The organism is Flavobacterium sp. 103 (assembly GCF_003096795.1).
In the GTDB taxonomy this organism is placed as follows: Bacteria; Bacteroidota; Bacteroidia; order Flavobacteriales; family Flavobacteriaceae; genus Flavobacterium.
The window spans coordinates 2,495,123-2,517,652 of record NZ_QENX01000001.1; the positions used below are offsets into that span (position 1 = coordinate 2,495,123).

The window sequence follows — 22,530 nt, forward strand, 5'->3', positions numbered from 1 at the left end:
TGATTGAAATTTTTTGCTGTCATTTATTCAAAAAGGAATACTTGGTTTTTTGGAGAAAAGCACTGCATGAAGGAATAAAACCTATATGTTTGCGTTTGTTAAATGTAGATTTAATTTTTGAAAAATCATTGTTGAAATACTATTGCTAAGACTAAATTTTATCTATTTTTACAACCTCAAATATACCAAAACTAAAATCTCAATACTATAATGCACATAGCTATAGCAGGAAACATAGGATCTGGAAAAACAACATTAACCCGTTTGTTAGCCAAACATTTTAAATGGGAACCTCATTTTGAAGAAGTAGTTGACAATCCTTATCTCGATGATTTTTACCATCAAATGGAACGTTGGTCGTTTAATCTGCAAATTTATTTCTTGAATAGCCGTTTTCGTCAAGTAATGCAAATCCGTGAAAGTGGGAAAAAAATAATTCAGGATAGAACTATTTATGAAGATGCCCATATTTTTGCTCCCAATCTTTATGCTATGGGATTGATGACACATCGTGATTTTGAAAACTATTCTTCTCTTTTTGAATTGATGGAATCTCTTGTCAAAGCACCGGATTTGCTAATCTATTTAAGAAGCTCTATTCCAAATTTAGTGGGGCAAATTCATAAGCGTGGCCGCGAATACGAAAACACTATTTCGATTGACTATTTAAGCCGTCTTAACGAGCGATATGAAGCTTGGGTTCATACTTACAACAAAGGGAAAATCATGATTATTGATGTTGATAATATTAATTTTGTTGATAATCCGGAAGATTTAGGAAATATCATCAATCGAATTGATGCCGAATTAAATGGTTTGTTTTAAAAAAAACTTTTTGACTTATTAAGATAAAAAAAATGCCTCGAAACTTCGAGGCATTTTTTGTTTAATATATTCGGATGCTCTTATTTCACAGCATCAATATGAGCTTGAACTTCAGCATCTGTTCCTTCAAATTTCTGAACAACTTCAGTACCATTTACCGTTGTGGTAACAGTAGCACTTACTTTTCCGTTAAGATTTGTTTTTTCAATTCTAATTTCATTCTTCATTGACATTGGCTTTTTAGCGCAACAAGCTTTTCCTTTAGGTGCAACAAATTTCCCGTTTTTATCATAATGAGACAAACACATTTCTTTTTGCTCAGGAGTACATTTTAGACTGTCGCACATTTTTGCACATTCTTCTTTGGTCATTTTTGCACATTTAGACATGTCGCATTTTCCCATCATCATTGAACTTTCTTTCATGACGCATTTTTTCATCATGATTTCTTTCTTTTCACAACAAGCTCCTTTTGCATCAATAGTACTGCTTCCGCTTCCTAAAATTGGAGCCATTACCAATCCAATCAAGCACGTTAATTTGATCAAGATGTTCATTGATGGTCCAGAAGTATCTTTGAATGGATCTCCAACAGTATCTCCGGTAACAGCTGCTTTGTGAGCATCAGATCCTTTGTAAGTCATTTCACCATTAATCATAACGCCAGCTTCAAATGATTTTTTGGCATTGTCCCAAGCACCTCCGGCATTGTTCTGGAAAACTGCCCAAAGTACTCCAGAAACAGTAACTCCAGCCATATAACCGCCTAACATTTCGGCAATTAATTGATTGTTATCTCCGTACACTAACTTTCCTAAAAGTACAATTGCAATTGGGAAACCAATCGTTAAAATACCCGGCAACATCATTTCGCGTAAAGCTGCTTTAGTCGAAATGTCAACACATTTGGCATATTCCGGTTTTCCGGTTCCTTCCATAATTCCTGGAATTTCTTTGAACTGACGACGTACTTCGTACACCATGTCCATCGCTGCTTTTCCAACTGAATTCATCGCCAAAGCTGAGAAAACTACAGGTATCATTCCTCCAACAAAAAGCATCGCTAAAACAGGCGCTTTGAAAATATTAATTCCGTCAATTCCAGTAAAAGTTACATAGGCTGCAAATAAAGCCAAAGAAGTCAAAGCTGCTGAAGCAATGGCAAAACCTTTACCTGTTGCTGCTGTTGTATTTCCAACTGAATCCAAAATATCAGTTCTGGTACGAACTTCTTTTGGTAATTCGCTCATTTCGGCAATTCCACCAGCATTGTCAGATATAGGCCCAAAAGCATCAATTGCCAATTGCATTGCTGTAGTTGCCATCATTGCTGAAGCTGCTAATGCAACGCCATAAAATCCTGCTAAAGCATAAGAAGACCAAATCGCTGCCGCGAACAATAATACAGTTGGGAAAGTAGAAATCATCCCTGTTGCCAATCCAGCAATTACATTTGTTCCAGCACCCGTACTTGATTTTTGAACAATAGCCATAACTGGTTTTGTTCCTAAACCTGTATAATATTCAGTTACAGATGAAATAGCTCCACCCACAATAAGTCCAATAAGCGTAGCATAAAAAACACGCATCGATGAAATATCCATTGACCCTTCACCAAAGAAAGTCATACTCATAGTTTCAGGTAGCATATATTGTACTAAAAAATAACAAGCAATAGCTGTTAAAACAATAGAAACCCAGTTTCCAATGTTTAATGCTTTTTGAACTTGTGCTTCTTTGGCATTCTCATCTGTAATTTTAACTAGCATCGTTCCAATAATTGAGAACAAAATTCCAAAACCGGCAATTGCCATTGGTAATAAAATAGGACCAATTCCGCCAAAAGCATCCTGAATATTTCCGCCCATATCTTTGATAACATAATTACCCAAAACCATAGCCGCTAAAACAGTTGCTACATACGATCCAAATAAATCGGCACCCATTCCGGCAACGTCACCAACATTATCTCCTACGTTATCTGCAATTGTAGCAGGATTACGAGGGTCATCTTCAGGAATCCCTGCTTCAACTTTACCTACTAAATCGGCACCTACATCGGCCGCTTTGGTGTAAATTCCTCCACCCACACGAGCAAATAAAGCGATAGATTCAGCTCCAAGAGAGAACCCAGCCAATGTTTCTAAAACAACTGTCATATCTTCTGTTGAAGTCCATTGTCCTTTCATGAAGATTTGGAAGAAAACAATAAAAAAACCGGTCAATCCTAAAACAGCTAAACCGGCTACGCCTAATCCCATTACAGTTCCACCGCCAAAAGAAACTTTCAAAGCTTGTGGTAAGCTCGTACGAGCGGCTTGAGTAGTTCTTACATTGGTTTTTGTTGCGATCTTCATTCCCATATTCCCTGCCAATGCTGAGAAAAATGCTCCGAACACAAATGCAACGACTATTAATATATTTGTTTTAACTCCAGGAATAAAAGTGATTCCTGCCAATACAATACTTGCGATTAATACAAAGACAGCCAATAATCGGTATTCTGCCTTTAAGAAAGCCAAAGCGCCTTCATATATGTGATCTGATATCTCTTTCATTTTACCATCTCCAGAATCCTGCTTTAACACCCACGATCTTTTGATAGCCATAAAAATAAGTCCTATTATTGCCATAAAAATTGGCACATAAATCATAATTGAATTCATAAAATATTCTTTTTGGTTTGTTAGTATAAAATTTTAATCGATAGCAATTTAAACAAAAAAAGCAACACTCATTGAAGAGTATTGCTTTTTTTATAAAATTTGGAGGCTAAAATTATTTAATACTAAATAATCCAGCTGGTTTATTTTCTATTTGATCGAAACGTTCTGTACATTCTTTAATAATGGCATACGCCTCATTTACATCACCCCAACCTTCAACATCTACTTGCTTGTTTTCAAGGTCTTTGTAAACTTGGAAGAAATGCTCGATTTCTTTCAATAAGTGTGGATTGATATCAGAAAGGTTTTCTAATGAATTCCAGATTGGATCTGAAACCGGTACACAGATTACTTTTTCGTCTGGTCCTTTATCATCTGCCATGTGGAATACTCCAATAGGTTTTACTTCCATTACACAACCAGGGAAAGTAGGTTCGTTTACCAATACCAAAACGTCTAATGGGTCACCATCCAAAGCTAAAGTTTCAGGAATGAAACCATAATCAGCTGGGTACATCATAGAAGAGAATAACATTCTATCAAAACGCATTCTTTTTATGGCAAAATCGTACTCGTATTTATTTCTACTTCCTCTTGGTATTTCAATTAATACATCAAAAGTTTTTAATTTGTCTGCAGTCATTATTCTTTTATCTTTTCTTAATTTATTAACGACTGCAAAAGTAAGCAAACAATAGTTTTTTACAATAAAAAAAAGCAATATATAACTATAACGTTTTCGTTAAAATATGCTTTTAATAAACAATTGTTCGTTTGCGCTTTTTGAGATAATAATGCCAAAGCAAAAATGTGGCATAGGAGCGGTATGGACTCCATTGTTCTGTGTGAATTTCCATTTCTTGTTTGTCATGAATGTCGAGTAATTCTTTGATTGTATTCACGACTGCAATATCGCCTAATGGAATCAAATCGGGTTCTTGAAGACAAAACATCAGGTAAATATCGATGGTCCAATTTCCGATTCCTTTTAATTTGATTAATTCTTCCCGAACTTGTTGTGCTGTTTTTGTAGCTAAACTGTCAATGTCAAGTTCTTTATTTAGAACTGCTTGAGCTAATATTTTTATATAATTGGTTTTTTGGCGACTAACTCCCAAAGCTCTAAACTGTTCATCTGGCAGAACGGACATCGTTTCGGGATCACAGGTTGTGTGTGTCTTGATTTTAATAAATGTGGCTTTCGCCGAATCTATGGAGACTTGTTGTTCTAGAATTAATAATACCAAAGTCTCAAATCCTTGAGGTCTCTTTGGGATTGTAGGTAACCCGTAAGTATCTATAATGTGTTTGAATATGGAATCTTTTTGAAAAAGATGGTCGATTGCTTGTTGCATGATTGGATTTTTTAGCCCAGATAGAAATGAAAAGCCTTATGAAAAAAACTGCTAATTTTTGTGAAAGTAAAAAAGCGACCAATCCCGATAGCTATCGGGACTCTTTTTACTTTTTTACAAAAATAGCAGTTTTTGATTAAGCTTGTAATGGATTGCTTCGCCAGTTCGGCTTTCAGCCTCGTGTGCTGGATTAAGCTTCTAGAAATAGAATCCAAACGAGCCTTTTACGGCAAATTTATTCGCATTTGGTGTGTCAAGATAATTACCTCTCCAAGAAAAATCCAATCGGAACACCTTAAAGATATTCCCAATTCCCACGTTGTATTCCCAATATGGGTTCTCGGGGGCCGTATAGACAACTCCCGAAGCATTTATAGCTCTATTAGCATCCGAAACGGTTCCGTAAGCGGCTTTTACACCTACAAATTCTCTCCAATTTAGTTTTCGCATAAAAGGTACTCTGGCAAATAACCGTCCGTTGAAATCGTGATTCCATTGAAATGTAGCATACTTATCAGTGATAAATTCGTAATAATTAAGATTACTGAAGGTATTCTCAATAGTAAAAAAGGTCTGGTTTCCTGGTACAATACTCAATAAGCCCAGAGGAACTGTGCCGAAAGTTTTTCCAAGTTCCAATATCAGATTGGTACGACCAAGCGGACCAATAATGATAGGCTGTTTGTAATATATTTCGATTTTTTTATAATTAAAATCGCTATTGATAATTCCTTTGTATCCCTGACTGTAATTGACAAATAAAGTGGTGTACGGACTGCTGGCTATGCTTCTTTCGACTCCATAGGCAATAGTTCTTCGGTTGGGAGTATATTCTGCCTGAATGTTGAACTCCGATTGTGTGGTGGTGCTTTTTACAACTCCAGCAGGATTTGCTGCCGAAGGCAAAGTTGTATAATAATCTAGGCTAAAAACAGGCGAAGCCGATTCCAGCGTTTTGTATGTTAGTCCCGTTTGAAAGGTCAAGTTTTTTATAGGTTCCATTGCAATGTAGACATTGGTCAATCCTATATTGGTTAATTTACCGTTGGATCCCGTTGTGAAAAAGGCGGAAGAACCAAAATTTCTGGCCAATATATCATTGGTTGTGGTCAGGCTGGCTCCCAACTGTTCGATATCACGCCTGTTTCCTCCGGAAATAATAATTCGGTTTTTCTTTTCAATCATCCATTTTCCAGCAAAACCATACTTGAATTTTTGATCTTGAAAGCCATAGGCAGTAAATCCTTGTACGCGCCATGTGTCATTCGGGCCAAAATAGGTTCGCCCTCCCAATTGGACTCTGAAACCCTCGACCTCATTGTATCCAAAGGAGGAGAAAATCGGGCCAAAATCAAATCCATCATAATTGATATAGCCACTGGCGAGTATTGTTACCAAGTCAGTAAGTCTCTTAAACGCGGGGACCGTGTTCAAGGTGTCGAGCATTTTATAAACGCCTTCTTCGTCTTTGGTTAATTTTTCAAAACGATTTTGTTCCCAATATTCGTCACTTTTTTTGTAAACTTCATTGTCGATAAAATTCACTTCTTCCTTGTAGAATTTAGCGGGTTTTTCGATGTTGAATTTGTGATTTTGATAATAGGTCGTTCTCTTTCCGTAGACTCCTTTTGATTTTTCTTTTTTGTTAGCGGCAAAATCTGACATCAGGTAGTCTTTGGTCAACAAAAAAATGGAATCGTTCAAGACATCAAATTCTTGTTCGACATAAATATCCTTTACCCAGTTGATGTTGGCACTTTTGGTAACGGCCATGTTGATTTTTTTGATCGCAAATGTGGTATCATTCACCCAAAAATCGCCTTTGAAAGTCAGTTCGTTTTTTCGTCTTGGGTAAAAAACAATATTGTAGCACCATTTTTTATCAATATAGGCGCTGTCTCTCAATACATAATTATAAACATCGATCCCTGTTGTTGAAAGAGGACTGGTAAAAGATTTGTCAAATAAGGCAATATAATTATTGTAGATATTATAATCCGAATACAAATCTTTTATGAAAGATAAAATTTGCTGATTTCCTTCAAAACCCGAAGTTTTATTGGCTTTGGTAATCTCTTTTACTTTGGGAATTTTATTGTCGCCATATACATCTATCAAGGCTTCATTAACAAAAATAGGCAAATAGGTTTTTCCCGTTACTTTTGAAGTATCCACATGGTCGAAAATGAATTCCATGCCTTTGAAAATCTTTTGTTTTCTATAGGCACTATCAATAGAATTAATGTCAAATTCTACTTTTTCATACTTCTCCATTTGGTATTGGTCAAATTGATAAAGACCATTTTTGCGCTTTTTTGCCCAAATTTTTCTCAGAATATCAAGTGCCGGATTGTTCTTTTTGGAAGTTTTACCCGTATAGACAACCACTTCTTTCAAGCTTTCCTGTTCGCTTAATTCAATTGTGAAATTATAATTGACAGATTTGGTAAGGGTGATTTCTTTTTCAGAAAAACCAACTGAGCTTATTACTAACGTAGTATAGGTATTTGGGGACTCCATATAAAAACGTCCATCTTCGTTGGTGACAGTTCCAGTACTGGAGTTTTTAAAGACTACATTGGCAAATGGAACAGGCTGTTTGGATTTGTCAACAACAATACCACTCACTTTTGTTTGAGCAAAAATTTGGCTTGCAGCTGCAAATAAAAACAAGACAATAACCGTTAGGATTTTCTTCATGATATATAAAAAAAAGCTTCATCAAATTGGAGACTTGATGAAGCTTTTTAAATAGTTATATGCAATTAATTATTTGTATAATACTTTCTTAACCGCTTTCACAACATCTGCAGAATTTGGCAACCATTCTTTCAATAGTACTGGAGAATATGGGGCTGGAGTATCAGCAGTTGTGATACGTTGTATTGGCGCATCAAGGAAATCAAAAGCTTGTTCTTGAACCAAGAAAGCAATCTCGGAAGATACACTTGCAAAAGGCCAAGCCTCCTCAAGAATTACCAAACGGTTTGTTTTTTTAACCGAAGTCAAAATCGCATCTTTATCCATTGGACGAACAGTTCTCAAGTCAATTATTTCACATGAAATACCTTCTTTTGCCAATTCATCAGCAGCGATATAAGCTTCTTTGATAATTTTTCCGAAAGAAACAATCGTTACATCCGTTCCTTCACGTTTGATATCGGCAACTCCAATTGGAATAGTGTACTCACCATCTGGAACTTCGCCTTTATCACCATACATTTGTTCTGATTCCATGAAAATAACTGGGTCATTATCACGAATAGCCGATTTCAATAAACCTTTGGCATCATAAACATTGGATGGAACCACAACTTTCAGCCCTGGAGTATTGGCAAACCAGTTCTCGATTGCTTGTGAGTGTGTTGCTCCCAATTGTCCTGCCGAAGCTGTAGGTCCACGAAAAACGATAGGCACATTAAACTGCCCACCAGTCATCTGACGCATTTTGGCAGCATTATTTATAATTTGATCAATTCCAACCAAACAAAAGTTGAAAGTCATATACTCAACGATCGGGCGACATCCATTCATTGCAGATCCAACTGCAATTCCAGTAAAACCAAGCTCGGCGATTGGCGTGTCAATTACTCTTTTTTCACCAAATTCGGCAAGCATTCCTTTAGATGCTTTGTAGGCACCATTATACTCTGCTACCTCTTCACCCATTAAGTATATGGACTCATCGCGACGCATTTCTTCGCTCATTGCTTCACAAATGGCCTCTCTAAATTGTATCGTTCTCATATTTTATTGTCTGTGTGTAATTTTTAGAAATGCAAAAATAATTATTTTAAATTACTTAAAAGCATAAATCACTTTAAAATAACAAGGTTTTATACTATTGTATTTTTTAGGAGCTATTTCCAGCTATTCGCTATATCTTCTTGTTGTCCCGTTAGAAAAAAACGAGACCACAAGAAGGATGCCGCTGCTATCTGGGCTAGGGAATTGCTGCTAAATTGAAATTTGTGGTATCAAAATTTCATTTGGATGAATGCCAGATCTTAATAAGTTGCTTAAATCACAAAATTAGCTCGGTTATTTATAATAATTCTGATTAAAACATTAATTACTCTAATGTGATTTGCGAAATCGTAATAGTTGTAAAAAATATTATGCATGCATAGTATATTATTCGATTTATTATTTTAAATTTGTCAAAGAAAAAAAAGAATTTAATATATATTATTATGAAAATATTAGTTTGCATCAGCCACGTTCCTGATACTACTTCAAAAATCAATTTCACTAACGGAGACGCTGAGTTTGATACCAATGGGGTTCAATATGTAATTAATCCAAATGACGAATTTGGTCTAACCCGTGCTATTTGGTTCCAAGAACAACAAGGCGCTACAGTTACCGTAGTGAATGTTGGAGGACCAGATACAGAACCAACTTTGAGAAAAGCATTGGCTATAGGTGCCAATGAAGCCATTCGTGTCAATGCAAATCCTACAGATGGTTTTTTTGTAGCTAAACAATTGGCCGAAGTAATTAAAAACGGAGGTTATGATGTTGTGATTGCAGGTAAAGAATCATTAGACTATAATGGCGGAATGGTTCCTGGAATGATTGCTGGAATTTTAGGATATAACTTCTTAAACTCTTGTACAGGTATCACAGTTGATGGGACCAGCGTAACTGCCGTTCGTGAAATAGATGGTGGAAAAGAAACTGTAAGCTCTTCATTGCCTATTGTTTTAGGTGCACAAAAAGGAATTGTAGAGGAGAAAGATTTGCGTATTCCAAACATGAGAGGAATTATGACTGCCAGAACAAAAGTATTAACAATCCTTGAGCCAGTTGATGCTGCTGTAAATACTAAAGCGGTGAAATTTGAAAAACCAGCTCCAAAATCGGCGGTGAAATTAATTTCAGCTGATAATTTGGATGAATTAATTAATTTATTGCACAACGAAGCGAAAGTAATCTAGAAATCAGTTTTTAGTCGCAGTTTTCAGTTGCAAAACTTTAAACCTTAAACTTTAAACTTTTAAACAAAAAAAATATGTCAATATTAATATATGCAGAATCTGCAGAAGGAAAATTTAAAAAAGTAGCATTAGAATTAGCTTCTTATGCCAAAAAAGTAGCCGAATCATTAGGAACAACAGTTACGGCAGTTACTGTAAATGCAGGAGACGTTTCTGAGTTGTCAAAATACGGCGTTGACAAAGTTTTAAAAGTGAATAATGATAAATTAGCTGGTTTTACTGCCAAAGCGTATGCTGATGTTATCAAGCAAGCTGCTCAGAAAGAGGCTGCTAAAGTGGTTTTATTGTCTTCTACAACAGATAGTATTTACCTATCTTCATTAGTAGCTGTAGCATTAGAGGCTGGTTTTGCTTCAAATGTGGTAGGTTTGCCGGTAAGTACTTCTCCTTTTCAAGTAAAAAGAACCGCTTTTTCAAACAAAGCTTTTAATATTACCGAAATCAATACCGACGTAAAAGTTTTGGCACTTGCCAAAAATTCTTATGGTATTTTTGAAAGCGCTTCATCATTAACAGAAGAGGATTTTAATCCAACCATCGGAGATGCTGATTTTGGAGTAAAAGTAGTTTCTGTTGAAAAAGTTTCAGGAAAAGTTTCTATCGCCGATGCTGATATCGTTGTTTCTGCAGGACGTGGTCTTAAAGGGCCTGAGAACTGGGGAATGATTGAAGAATTAGCTTCTGTTCTTGGAGCTGCAACTGCTTGTTCAAAACCAGTGTCCGATTTAGGATGGAGACCTCACGGTGAACACGTTGGTCAAACCGGAAAGCCAGTTGCTACCAATTTATATATTGCCATTGGAATCTCTGGAGCTATTCAACATATCGCGGGTATCAACTCTTCTAAAGTAAAAGTGGTTATCAACAGTGATCCGGAAGCTCCTTTCTTTAAAGTTGCCGATTATGGAATTGTAGGAGATGCATTCGAAATTGTGCCACAATTAATCACCAAATTAAAAGCTTTTAAAGAACAACATTCGTAAAATTTAATTTCTTACATAAATAAGCTACCTAAAAATAAGATAATCGTATCTTTGCTTTAGGCAGCTTTTTTGTTCCATATATTTTGATTAAAATTGCACATTATTTAAAACAAGAAAAAAGACATAATTAATTAAAGTACTTAGTGCTTTTCCATTATACCAACATGAGCTTAGTTAAATTATCTATTAAAGGGATTTCATACAGTCAAACTCAAAATGGCGCTTACGCGTTAATCTTAAATGAGGTTGATGGGGAAAGAAAATTGCCTATCGTTATTGGCGCGTTCGAGGCTCAGTCTATCGCAATTGCTTTGGAGAAAGAAATTAAGCCGCCCCGTCCTTTGACACATGATTTGTTTAAAAATTTTGCAGAGCGATTTGATATTGTGGTAAAACAAGTGATTATTCACAAATTGGTAGATGGTGTTTTTTATTCCAGCATTATTTGCGAAAGAGATAAAATAGAAGAAATAATTGATGCCAGAACTTCGGATGCCATTGCTTTAGCCATTCGATTCAATGCTCCTATTTTTACCTATAAAAACATTTTGGATAAAGCGGGAATTTTCTTGAAGGCGAACCCTCTTGAAACGGATACACCTAATGAAATGGACGATATTCTTTCTAATCCTGAAACTTTTGGAAGCACCGAAAGCAATGAATCGGGCAGTACTTATTCTAATCATACTTTGCAGGAATTAAATGAATTGCTGGAACAAGCGGTGGAGCATGAAGATTATGAAAAAGCGGCTAAAATCCGTGATGAAATTTCCAAAAGAGAATCATAATGTTTAACCGTAGATTTGTTAAATCGGTTAGTAGAATAAGCAAATCCACGATTAACCAAATAAACAAAAAATGAAGCAATACTTAGACTTGGTACAACATATTATGCATAATGGTTGTCAAAAAGGAGATCGCACCGGAACTGGTACAAAAAGCGTATTTGGTTATCAAATGCGGTTTGATTTGAGTGAAGGGTTTCCAATGGTAACTACAAAAAAATTACACCTAAAATCAATTATATATGAATTGCTTTGGTTTCTTAAAGGAGATACCAATGTCAAATATCTTCAAGAAAACGGAGTCAAAATATGGGATGCCTGGGCAGATAGTAACGGTGATTTGGGCCCTGTTTATGGTCACCAATGGCGTAATTGGAACAGTGAGGAAATTGATCAAATTAGCCAACTTATAGTTGAATTAAAAACAAACCCAAACAGCCGAAGAATGTTGATTTCGGCCTGGAATCCGTCGGTTTTGCCGGATACAACAAAGTCATTTGAGGAAAATGTTGCCAATAATAAAGCCGCATTGCCTCCTTGTCATGCTTTTTTTCAGTTTTATGTAGCTTCTCCAGATGAATCCAAAGGAGAGACTAAAGGAAAACTTTCCTGTCAATTGTATCAACGAAGTGCTGATGTCTTTTTGGGAGTTCCTTTTAATATAGCTTCTTATGCATTGTTAACGATGATGATCGCACAAGTTTGTGACCTTGAAGTAGGTGAATTTATACACACATTTGGCGATGCACATATATACAATAACCATTTTGAGCAACTCGAGTTACAACTTACTCGTGAACCAAAACCATTGCCGAAAATGATTTTAAATCCGAATATAAAAAACATTTTCGATTTTGATTTTGAGGATTTTACACTAGAAGGATATGAGCCACATGCTCTAATCAAGGGAAGTGTTGCTGTATAAAATAAAAAATCCGCTTTAAGCGGATTTTTTATTTAGTGTTATACAACCAATACACTGTTTTCGGCTCCCGCGAAATCATTCCACTTGAATGAATCGGCTTCCGGCTCATTTACATAAGCACCGTCAATTACATATTTGAACTCGTATGCTGAATCTTTATTTAAGTCAAAAGATCCTTTAAAAGTTCCATTTTTTAATTTACTTAAGGCTCCTTCTTCTAATTTCCAATCATTGAAATCACCAATTACAGATACTTGATTAGCTTCTTTTGCTTCTACGGAAAACGTGACCTTACAAACGGGCTTAGTTTTTATAAATTGTTTTTTTATAGACATAACTATTTCATTTTTAAAGTTATAACAAAGTAAATGAAATATTTTTAAGTTTGCACAAACCGCCTCATTTTTAGCATAATAGCAAAAAAACATTCTCTTTTTTACTTTTAAAAAGAAATTAAATCGTTTAAATTTTAATTTAAAAAAAGAAAACGTTTTCTCTTTAAATATTCAATAATCATAACGAAGACTTTTAAAAATAAATTTTATCTTTATGAGCAAAATTTTAAGCCATGGAAAAAGAATTACACGAACAATATGAGTATGCCAGAAACCGAATAAAGCAAAAGAAAAGATTATACTATCATTTCGTTTTCTTGACATTGTCCAGTATTTTTTTGATTGCGGCAATTTATTTTTTTGATACAGGATTTAATATACATTGGTGTATTTGGGGGATTACCTTATGGTTGTTCTTTTTTATTTTGCATTTCATTAAAGTTTTTATAACAGATCGTTTTATGAATAAAAATTGGGAGAGAGATCAGATTGATCGATTAGTAGCTTTACAGCAAAAAAAAATAGAGCAATTGAAATTTAAAATTGAAGAAACTAATTCTAAATAAAACCATTAGCTATGATTATTATGATTGCTGCCGTGGCAGAAAATAATGCCCTCGGAAAAAATAATGAGCTAGTCTGGCATTTACCCAATGATTTTAAAAGATTCAAATCCTTAACTACAGGGCATCATATAATAATGGGAAGAAAAACTTTTGAAAGTTTTCCAAAGCCACTTCCTAATAGAACTCATGTTGTTATAACGAGAAATAAAAATTATAACCCGGAAGGCTGTATTGTAGTGGATAGTATCGAAAAAGCAATTTCAATTTGTCCGGAAAATGAAACTTCGTTTATAATTGGAGGCGGGGAGATTTATAATTTGGGACTTCCATTTGCAGATCAACTTGAAATTACAAGAGTACATCATAGCTTTGATGCGGATGCTTTTTTTCCCGAAATCAATTCCGATGATTGGAAAGAAATTCAAACAGAATTTAATCCCATAGACGAGAAACACCAATTTGCTTATACCTACCAAACATTGGTTAAAGTATAAATGTATGTTGTTTTGTTCTTTGGTAATATTTAAATAAAACTCAAAAAAAAAGCATCCTAAATATTAGGATGCTTTTTTTAATGATTAGCGGGATGACTCATTCTTGTACTAAGATTTGATAACATAATATACAAATCACAAATATCAATATTATCCCCGAAATGAAGACAATATAATTTGATAATCTTTGAGAGTACAACTCAAAAAAGCCTTTAGTACCAAATACCACAAAGGTACTAAAGGCAAAGAAAATTAAAATTTCCAAAAACAAATTTAATCCTAAGAACGTATTTTGCGCTTTTAAAATAATACTGCCATTACTGACGGTACCTTCAAAAAATAATACAAGAACAAATGAGATAAATAGCGCAAGAAGCATCCATTTGATTTGGGTCATTAATTCCCGTCTAACCATTTAAAAAAAATATTTAAATTTTAAAGTACAAACATCAGTAATAAAAACAGTTTCCACAATACCCACTTTTGGTGATATTTCAATTATTTTTCATTTTTATATATTTTTGTTTTAGATACGATATTTAATACAAAAAAGAGGTGTCAAATAAAATTTTAACCAAAACCAAAAACACATTTATAGTTAATGCAGTTTGTTTATATTTGTACAAACTAAAAAAATGCCAAAAGAAATCACACCTTATAAAGACTCTTCACTTAGTAAAAAAGAACAAGTTGCCAAAATGTTTGATACTATTTCAGGTAACTATGACAACCTTAATCGAGTTATATCGTTTGGTATCGATGTTAAATGGAGAAAAAAAGTATTGAAATTGGTTGCTGAGACCAATCCAGAAAATGTTTTAGATATTGCAACAGGAACTGGTGATCTTGCTATTTTGATGGCGCAAACCAAAGCTAAAAAAATTGTAGGACTTGATATTTCGGCTGGAATGCTTGAAATAGGGCAGAGTAAAATTGAGGAAAGAAAACTGTCCCAAACAATTGAAATGGTATTGGGAGATTCCGAAAACATGCCTTTTGAAGATCATTTTTTTGATGCTATAACTGTAGCATTCGGGGTTCGAAATTTTGAACACCTTGAAAAAGGGTTAGCTGAAATTCTGAGAGTACTAAAACCAGGCGGGATTTTTGTTATTTTGGAAACTTCCGTGCCTGACAAAACACCATACAAACAAGGATATAGTTTTTATACCAAAAATATTTTACCGTTGATTGGAAAGCTGTTTTCAAAGGATGATGTTGCCTATGGTTATTTATCCGAATCGGCTGCTTCTTTTCCTTATGGGGAAGCATTAAACAATATTTTAAGAAAAACTGGGTTTATAAATGTGAACGCAATGCCACAAACCTTTGGAGTTGCAACCATTTACTCAGCTTCTAAAAAATAATACTGAAAACATTCGGCACAAATATGAAAAAAATAATTATACTAATTCTATTGACCATAACCATAAAAGGAAGTGCACAGAATTCGAAAAGTATTTTCAGTAAGGATCCTATTATAAATTTAGAAAATTGGCAAAAGAAAAAAATCTATTTCGGTTTTTTTTTAGGATTTAACACTTATGATTTTAAAATAGATTATAAAAAAATGGAAACTGATCCAAGATATTCGTCAGATATCCAGACTGATAATACGGTAGGATTCAACGTTGGATTAGTGACCAATTTAAGATTGATGGAATATTTGGATTTGCGTTTCGAGCCAGGACTTTATTATTCCAATAGAACATTACATTATCCTCCAACTGTTGGTTTTGACAGTCCAAATGATGCAATTAGAGATATAAACAGCACTTATATCAATTTTCCTTTATTGTTAAAATTCTCTTCTCTTCGAACTGGAAATGTTCGCCCCTATTTATTGGGTGGAGTGTCAGCAAATTTAAATTTGTCCAGTAATGCAAAATCTTTGGACGACAATCAAGAAGAACGATTTAGGGTGAAAAGCTGGACTACCAATTATGAGTTGGGTTTTGGGATTGATATTTTTTCAGAATACTTTATATTCTCTCCATCGATTCGAGGCCAATTCGGTATTTCTGACGAATTAATACGTGACAAGGACCCGAACAGTCCTTGGACAAGTAATATTGAGTCTATGAAATCCCGAGGCTTTTTGATTAATTTCACCTTTCATTAGAAATAAGCTATTTTTTAATTTTGCCTTCTGAATTCACTTAGGATAATGGCGGTAGCAGTAGCCACATTCAAACTTTCGGTGATTTGAAGATCTCCAAAACGTGGAATAGTAAGTCTTTTGGTAATCAATTTTTCTATGTTTTCAGAAATTCCGTTGGCTTCATTTCCCATAACAATAATGCCTTCTTGAGGTAAAGTTGTTTTGTAAATGTTTTCACTGTCCATAAAGGTTCCAAAAACAGGTAATTTAGTTTTTGTTATAAAGGTATCTAGGTCAACATAATTGACATTTACTCTAGCAATCGAACCCATTGTGGCTTGAACGACTTTCGGATTGTAAATATCAACCGTTTCTCTTGAGCATACCAGTTGCTGGATTCCAAACCAATCGCACAGTCTGAGAATAGTCCCCAAATTACCGGGATCACGAATAGAGTCAAGTGCAACAACAAGTCCAGACTCGATTATTTTTTTTTCTAAAGGAATTTTGAATACTGCTAAACAGGTATTCGGTGTGGACAAAGCACTAATTTTATTTAATTCATTTTCTGAAATAATACTCCTTTTGAGAGAGGCGACATCCTTAAAATCTTCATTGGTTGTATAAAGATGTTCTAATTCAAAATTTGATTTTACTAATTCTTGAATTACTTTTACACCCTCGGCAAAAAACAATTGATTTGCAAAACGATGTTTTTTTTGTTGCAAACTGGATATAAGCTTTATTTGGTTTTTACTAAGCATAAAAAAATGTACTTTTGAATTAAATATTCTATAATACGAGTCCCCTCATGAATAAATTTTTTTCTTCCTCTAAAACAAAAAAGCGGTTTGCTGGGTATCTTGGGCAATCCATATTTTTTGAGAAGAAAAAGAGTCTTGCAAAAATATCACTATTTATCCTAATTAGTGTTCTTTTCTATGCTTGTAATTCGGAAAAGCGGGTTCCTGCCAGAAAACAGCTCCTTGTCAAAAATGAAATCTTTGAAAATGGCAAATTGCTCAAGAATCAAACCATATATGATCAGTTGTACCAGCAACCAAACAGTAAAGTGCCTTTAATAGGCTATCGATTTTTATTGAATTTGTATAATTTGGCCAATCCAAATCCTGATTCTACATTCAATTTAAAATATTTAAACAATAAAAAGAAATACGATAGGGAAGTCAAATGGCTTTCGGCAAAACAAATTGAAGGACTTCGTAAATCTTTTTGGTATCTGGGGTTTCATAATTTTTTAAAAGAAACGGGGGAAGCTCCTGTAATTTTGGATACCTTAAAAGCTAAAAAATCACTAGTAAGACTTAAAAGTTATTATTTTAACAATGGTTACTTTGATGTCGATGCAACCTATAAGCGAGATTCTTTAGCTCCTAAAAACGCAAAATTAAAATACTATCTGACAACTGGAAATCCTTATTTTATTGATTCCTTAAGGACGGCGATTGAAACACCTGTTTTAGACTCTATTTATAAAACTTCAAAATCGCTTATCGTTCCTGGTAAACAATATAAAACCGAAGATTTTGAAGGTGAAAAAAATCGAATAACCACTCTTTTTAGAAACCATGGAGCTTATCGTTTTCAGGCTAATTATGTCACTTTTGATATTGATACCATAAATAAAAAAGACAAGGCTAATGTAACCTTGAATGTTGGAGATTATTCTTATCAGGAAAATGATTCTACCAAGACAGAGCCATTTAAATTATATAAAATCAGCGAGATTAAAATTTACACCGATTATAAGCCGGAAAGACATGATTTAGCAATTAAAGATAGTGTGACGTATAACAACATGAATTTGTATGGATATGAAAAAATCAAATACCGCCCGCATGCTATAACAGACGCCGTTTTCCTAACTAAGGGAAGTTTCTTTAATGACAACAAAACCGTTTTGACTACTCGGTATTTGAATAATTTAAAGATATTTAATTATCCCACCATACAATATCAGGTTGACCCGAAAGACACATTAGGTGAGTCCTTGGTTGCCAAGATTTATTTAACTCCCCGCAAAAAATACAGTTTTGGCTATACTTTGGATGTTACACATTCGAATATAGAAGATTTTGGGATTACGGGTAGTATTACGGAAACAATCCGAAATGTTTTTAATGGTGCTGAGACTTTAGAGCTTTCGGCCAGAGGAAATATAGGTGCTTCAAATGATATTGCTGATTCAAATGATAGTTTTTTTAATGTATCAGAATATGGTTTAGATGCCAAGCTGAACTTCCCACGAATTCTATTTCCCGTTAAAACGGAAAAAATAATTCCAAAAAGCATGATACCGTCCACGGTGTTTAGTCTAGGTCTTTCTAAGCAAACCAATATTGGATTGGATAAAGAGAATTTTACCGGGTCGCTTTCTTATAACTGGACACCTAAAAAGAACACTACTACGAGATTTGACATATTAAATTTTCAGTATGTGCGCAATCTGAATCCTGAAAATTATTTTCATGTCTATAATAGCTCTTATGATGCTTTGAATAATATTGGGAAAACATATAATACCAATACAAGTTATGTTGATGGAGACAATAATTTGATTATTGAAAGCGGAACCTCTGGTTTTACAAAAGATGTTTTAGCACTGCAGACAGTTTTGAGACCAGATAATCAAGAATACCAAGATGTAAGTAACATTGAGCAGCAAAGAATAAGACTTACCGATAATGACTTTATTTTGGCAACCAATTTTAATTTCACGAAAACAAGTAAGAAAGATTTACAAGACAATACCTTTTATACTTTTAGAACCAAAATAGAATCTGCGGGAACATTACTGTCTTTAATTTCAAACGTAAGCAACATTCCTAAAAACGAAAATGGGAACTATGAAATTTTCAATTTAGAATATTCGGAATATATAAAAACGGAATTTGATTTTATTAAACATTGGAATGTAAATAAGGCAAATGTATTTGCGATGAGAGCTTTTTTTGGTATTGCAATTCCTTATGGAAATTCTAATTCAATTCCTTTTTCGAAGAGTTATTATGCAGGAGGGGCTAATGATAATAGAGCATGGCAGCCTTATAATTTGGGGCCAGGGAGCAGTTCTTTTTCTAATGACTTTAATGAAGCCAATATGAAAATTGCAATTAGTGGTGAATACCGATTTCTAATTGCCGGAAAATGGAATGGAGCTCTTTTTGCTGACGCAGGAAACATTTGGAATGTTTTGGATGTAGTGAACTATGAGCCTGCAAAATTTAATTCGATAGAAGATTTAAAAGAAATGGCTTTGGGTACTGGATTTGGGATACGATATGATTTAGGCTTTTTTGCGGTTAGAGTAGATATGGGATTCAAAACATACAATCCTGCCTTAGAAATGGGCGATAGATGGTTCACTCAATATAATTTTGCAAATTCAGTATTTAATTTTGGTATCAATTACCCTTTCTAAGTGCTAATTAATTCTTATTTTTGCAAACTATAATCTAAAAACTAAAAAAAAACAATTAAAAGAAAAATTACAATGGCACACAATATCAAACCCGGAGTAGCTACAGGCGATCAAGTACAAGAAATTTTCAATTATGCAAAAGAAAAAGGTTTTGCACTTCCAGCTGTAAATGTTATTGGATCGGACACAATTAATGGAGTATTAGAAACAGCTGCAAAACTAAACGCGCCGGTTATTATCCAATTTTCAAATGGTGGAGCACAATTTAATGCAGGAAAAGGACTTTCAAATGCTGGAGAAAAAGCCGCTATCGCTGGTGGTATTGCTGGAGCAAAACACATTCACACATTAGCTGAGGCATACGGAGCTACTGTTATTTTGCATACTGACCACTGTGCTAAAAAATTATTGCCTTGGATTGACGGGTTGTTGGACGCTTCAGAAGAGCACTTTGCTGCAACTGGAAAACCATTATTCTCTTCTCACATGATCGATTTATCTGAAGAGCCAATCGAAGAAAACATCGAAATCTGTAAAGGTTATTTAGAAAGAATGAGCAAAATGGGGATGACCCTAGAAATCGAACTTGGAATCACTGGTGGTGAAGAGGACGGTGTGGACAACTCTGATGTAGATAGCTCAAAATTATACACTCAACCTTCTGAAGTATCTTATGCTTACGAAGAATTATCAAAAGTGAGTCCAAGATTTACAATCGCTGCTTCTTTTGGAAACGTACACGGTGTTTACAAGCCAGGTAACGTAAAATTGACTCCAAAAATCTTAAAAAATTCTCAAGATTACGTTCAGGAAAAATTCAAAACTGGACCAAATCCTGTTGATTTTGTTTTCCACGGTGGATCTGGTTCTACATTGGAAGAAATCAGAGAAGGAATTAGCTACGGTGTTGTAAAAATGAATATTGATACTGATTTACAATTTGCATTTACTGAAGGAATCCGTGATTTTATGGTTAACAATATTGAATACCTTAAAACTCAAATTGGAAATCCAACTGGTGCTGATGCTCCAAACAAAAAATACTACGACCCAAGAAAATGGTTGCGTGAAGGTGAACTAACTTTTATTGCAAGACTTGAGCAAGCATTTGCTGACTTAAACAATGTGAATACACTATAATTTTACATTTCAGATTTTAGACTTCAATGAGAAATCTAAAATCTGAAATTTTGATCTAAAATAAAAAAAGATGGCTTGGTTTAAAAGAAAAGAAAAAGGAATCACTACGGCTACCGAAGACAAAATGGACATTCCAAAAGGACTTTGGTACAAATCACCTACAGGGAAAATTATCGATGCTGAAGAATTAGCGCGTAATCTATTTGTAAGTCCCGAAGATGGTTTCCATGTTAGAATTGGGAGTGAAGCCTATTTTGATATTTTATTTGACAATAATGAGTTTGTTGAATTAGATAAAAATATGACTTCTAAAGATCCATTGCATTTTGTTGATACCAAAAAATATGCAGATCGATTGAAAGAGGTGATGGAAAAAACACAACTTAAAGATGCGGTGCGCACTGGAGTTGGAAAATCCAAAGGAAGAGAATTAGTAATATGCTGTATGGATTTTGCCTTTATTGGTGGATCTATGGGAGCAGTTGTTGGAGAAAAAATTGCAAGAGGAATTGATCATGCTATCAAAAACAGATTGCCTTTTGTAATGATATCCAAATCAGGAGGTGCCAGAATGATGGAAGCTGCTTATTCTTTAATGCAATTGGCAAAAACATCTGTAAAATTGGCGCAACTAGCCGAAGCTAAATTACCTTATATCTCACTTTGTACTGATCCAACTACTGGAGGAACAACTGCTTCTTATGCAATGTTGGGAGATATCAATATTTCTGAGCCAGGTGCCTTAATTGGTTTTGCTGGTCCACGTGTGGTGAGAGATACGACAGGTAAGGATTTGCCTGAAGGATTTCAAACTGCCGAGTTTCTTCTCGAACATGGTTTCTTGGATTTTATTACGCCTAGAAAAGAATTGAAAGATAAGATCAACTTATATATCGATTTGATTCAAAACAATGATATTAGATAAATGAAAATCCCGAGCAATCGGGATTTTTTATTTTATAACTACTTTTTTGGTCTTCCTTTTTTGAGCTCTTTTTCGGCTATTTTAAATACCAGTTTTTCTCTCCATTTGGCATAACGGCTTTTGAAGGTTACTTTTATAGCACTGTCTACAGCGCCATGCATGAATAAACTCCAAACACTGGCTATTTTACGTGTAATAGATCGATCCCATGCACGAAGCGTCAGGGAGAAAGAGCCGTCAATATACCGCATCCAGTGCCACATTCCGGTTGGCATAAACAAGGTGTCTCCGTGTTCCAGAAAAACTTCATAACCTTCAACTCCTTTTAGTGCGGGAAATTTTTCGAAATCTGGATTGGTAACATCATAATCTTCTAAAGCATAGGTCGTATTGGGAATGCAGTAGAGCCTTTTTTTCCATTTGTAGTCAAATAATATAATGTGTTTTCTTCCTCCAAAATGAGTGTGGAAAAGATGTGGTAAGTCGATGTCATAATGTAAAAAGGTGATAGCCCGGGAACCTCCAAAAAACATGGCTGGCATGCTTTCTATAAATCCGCCCATCAATTCTTTGGGAACTTTTACATCATTAAGTAAGTCGGGTCTGTGTTTGAAAAGATTAAAGAAAAAAATACGCAAGTCTGTTGGTTCTTTTTTTATTAAATCCAAATATTCGCCAAATTTCATACTGGCAATAGAAGCATTGATAACTTTGGTAGGATCAGCTTTGGAATTATCTACTAGTTTTACTTCAATATCTCCCGCGATTTCCTTGAAATAATCGGTAGACCATTTTTCTCTTGCAGGCCAATCCTTAGTTAGCCCTTTTATGATTAATGGCTTTCTTTTATCTAAATAATTTTTTTTAAAATCTTCTCTAGAAATAGATTCAACAGTATCAACAGATTTTAGGATAAAACTCATTTATTTATTTTTTTAATTTAAATAGGTCTGCCTACCAAAAATACCTAATTATTTCATGTATTCAA

At 34.5% G+C, this 22,530-nt stretch carries 20 protein-coding genes; 12 read left to right on the plus strand and 8 right to left on the minus strand.

Annotated elements, in window-relative coordinates; all coding sequences use genetic code 11:
• Positions 1 to 210: 210 nt before the first annotated feature.
• Positions 211 to 825, plus strand: coding sequence for a deoxynucleoside kinase (locus tag C8C85_RS10160; RefSeq protein WP_111411158.1), 615 nt, complete (start codon positions 211 to 213; stop codon positions 823 to 825).
• Positions 826 to 905: 80 nt separating this feature from the next.
• Here C8C85_RS10160 and C8C85_RS10165 read toward each other — a convergent pair whose 3' ends face one another.
• The 5 genes from C8C85_RS10165 to C8C85_RS10185 form a co-directional block, all read right to left on the minus strand.
• Positions 906 to 3,491: a sodium-translocating pyrophosphatase gene (locus tag C8C85_RS10165; protein WP_116796976.1), complete on the minus strand. Its 2,586-nt coding sequence runs from the start codon at positions 3,489 to 3,491 to the stop codon at positions 906 to 908.
• 112 nt (positions 3,492 to 3,603) lie between these two features.
• Entirely contained in the window at positions 3,604 to 4,134 is a 531-nt protein-coding gene (locus C8C85_RS10170) for an inorganic diphosphatase (RefSeq protein WP_116796977.1), read from the minus strand.
• A 112-nt stretch (positions 4,135 to 4,246) separates the two neighbouring features.
• Positions 4,247 to 4,846: a DNA-3-methyladenine glycosylase family protein gene (locus tag C8C85_RS10175; protein WP_116796978.1), complete on the minus strand. Its 600-nt coding sequence runs from the start codon at positions 4,844 to 4,846 to the stop codon at positions 4,247 to 4,249.
• Positions 4,847 to 5,044: 198 nt separating this feature from the next.
• The gene (locus tag C8C85_RS10180; protein WP_116796979.1) at positions 5,045 to 7,546 is read right to left on the minus strand and encodes a DUF5686 and carboxypeptidase-like regulatory domain-containing protein; all 2,502 of its coding nucleotides are present in this window, start codon (positions 7,544 to 7,546) and stop codon (positions 5,045 to 5,047) included.
• Positions 7,547 to 7,615: 69 nt separating this feature from the next.
• Positions 7,616 to 8,593, minus strand: coding sequence for a pyruvate dehydrogenase complex E1 component subunit beta (locus C8C85_RS10185; RefSeq protein WP_111411153.1), 978 nt, complete (start codon positions 8,591 to 8,593; stop codon positions 7,616 to 7,618).
• Between the two features lie 446 nt (positions 8,594 to 9,039).
• Between C8C85_RS10185 and C8C85_RS10190 the strand changes: the two genes are divergently transcribed.
• From C8C85_RS10190 to C8C85_RS10205, 4 genes are all read left to right on the plus strand, one after another.
• Complete coding sequence (locus tag C8C85_RS10190; protein ID WP_116796980.1) at positions 9,040 to 9,786, plus strand: electron transfer flavoprotein subunit beta/FixA family protein; 747 nt, start codon at positions 9,040 to 9,042, stop codon at positions 9,784 to 9,786.
• Positions 9,787 to 9,860: 74 nt separating this feature from the next.
• Positions 9,861 to 10,829: an electron transfer flavoprotein subunit alpha/FixB family protein gene (locus tag C8C85_RS10195; RefSeq protein WP_116796981.1), complete on the plus strand. Its 969-nt coding sequence runs from the start codon at positions 9,861 to 9,863 to the stop codon at positions 10,827 to 10,829.
• A 164-nt stretch (positions 10,830 to 10,993) separates the two neighbouring features.
• Entirely contained in the window at positions 10,994 to 11,617 is a 624-nt protein-coding gene (locus tag C8C85_RS10200) for a bifunctional nuclease family protein (RefSeq protein ID WP_111411150.1), read from the plus strand.
• 70 nt (positions 11,618 to 11,687) lie between these two features.
• Positions 11,688 to 12,539 (plus strand): thymidylate synthase, encoded by an 852-nt coding sequence (locus C8C85_RS10205; RefSeq protein WP_116796982.1) that lies wholly within the window; start codon positions 11,688 to 11,690, stop codon positions 12,537 to 12,539.
• Positions 12,540 to 12,577: 38 nt separating this feature from the next.
• Here C8C85_RS10205 and C8C85_RS10210 read toward each other — a convergent pair whose 3' ends face one another.
• The gene (locus C8C85_RS10210; protein ID WP_116798452.1) at positions 12,578 to 12,874 is read right to left on the minus strand and encodes an isoamylase early set domain-containing protein; all 297 of its coding nucleotides are present in this window, start codon (positions 12,872 to 12,874) and stop codon (positions 12,578 to 12,580) included.
• A 233-nt stretch (positions 12,875 to 13,107) separates the two neighbouring features.
• Here C8C85_RS10210 and C8C85_RS10215 point away from each other — a divergent pair, with 233 nt between their 5' ends.
• The 4 genes from C8C85_RS10215 (at position 13,108) to C8C85_RS10235 (ending at position 16,056) form a co-directional block, all read left to right on the plus strand.
• Positions 13,108 to 13,440, plus strand: coding sequence for a 2TM domain-containing protein (locus tag C8C85_RS10215; protein WP_116796983.1), 333 nt, complete (start codon positions 13,108 to 13,110; stop codon positions 13,438 to 13,440).
• Between the two features lie 11 nt (positions 13,441 to 13,451).
• Positions 13,452 to 13,934, plus strand: coding sequence for a dihydrofolate reductase (locus C8C85_RS10220; RefSeq protein ID WP_116796984.1), 483 nt, complete (start codon positions 13,452 to 13,454; stop codon positions 13,932 to 13,934).
• Positions 13,935 to 14,569: 635 nt separating this feature from the next.
• On the plus strand, positions 14,570 to 15,301 hold the full coding sequence (gene ubiE, locus C8C85_RS10230) for a bifunctional demethylmenaquinone methyltransferase/2-methoxy-6-polyprenyl-1,4-benzoquinol methylase UbiE (protein ID WP_116796985.1): 732 nt from the start codon (positions 14,570 to 14,572) through the stop codon (positions 15,299 to 15,301).
• A 23-nt stretch (positions 15,302 to 15,324) separates the two neighbouring features.
• Positions 15,325 to 16,056, plus strand: coding sequence for a porin family protein (locus tag C8C85_RS10235; RefSeq protein WP_116796986.1), 732 nt, complete (start codon positions 15,325 to 15,327; stop codon positions 16,054 to 16,056).
• A 14-nt stretch (positions 16,057 to 16,070) separates the two neighbouring features.
• Here C8C85_RS10235 and C8C85_RS10240 read toward each other — a convergent pair whose 3' ends face one another.
• Positions 16,071 to 16,799, minus strand: coding sequence for a TrmH family RNA methyltransferase (locus tag C8C85_RS10240; RefSeq protein WP_116796987.1), 729 nt, complete (start codon positions 16,797 to 16,799; stop codon positions 16,071 to 16,073).
• Positions 16,800 to 16,846: 47 nt separating this feature from the next.
• On the opposite strand from C8C85_RS10240, the gene C8C85_RS10245 reads away from it, so the two are divergent.
• From C8C85_RS10245 to accD, 3 genes are all read left to right on the plus strand, one after another.
• On the plus strand, positions 16,847 to 19,477 hold the full coding sequence (locus C8C85_RS10245; protein ID WP_116796988.1) for a BamA/TamA family outer membrane protein: 2,631 nt from the start codon (positions 16,847 to 16,849) through the stop codon (positions 19,475 to 19,477).
• 72 nt (positions 19,478 to 19,549) lie between these two features.
• Positions 19,550 to 20,617: a class II fructose-bisphosphate aldolase gene (gene fbaA, locus C8C85_RS10250; RefSeq protein ID WP_116796989.1), complete on the plus strand. Its 1,068-nt coding sequence runs from the start codon at positions 19,550 to 19,552 to the stop codon at positions 20,615 to 20,617.
• Positions 20,618 to 20,687: 70 nt separating this feature from the next.
• Positions 20,688 to 21,542: an acetyl-CoA carboxylase, carboxyltransferase subunit beta gene (accD, locus tag C8C85_RS10255; RefSeq protein WP_111411141.1), complete on the plus strand. Its 855-nt coding sequence runs from the start codon at positions 20,688 to 20,690 to the stop codon at positions 21,540 to 21,542.
• Between the two features lie 38 nt (positions 21,543 to 21,580).
• Here accD and C8C85_RS10260 read toward each other — a convergent pair whose 3' ends face one another.
• Positions 21,581 to 22,465, minus strand: a complete 885-nt coding sequence (locus C8C85_RS10260) for a cupin-like domain-containing protein (RefSeq protein ID WP_116796990.1) — start codon at positions 22,463 to 22,465, stop codon at positions 21,581 to 21,583.
• Between the last annotated feature and the right edge of the window lie 65 nt (positions 22,466 to 22,530).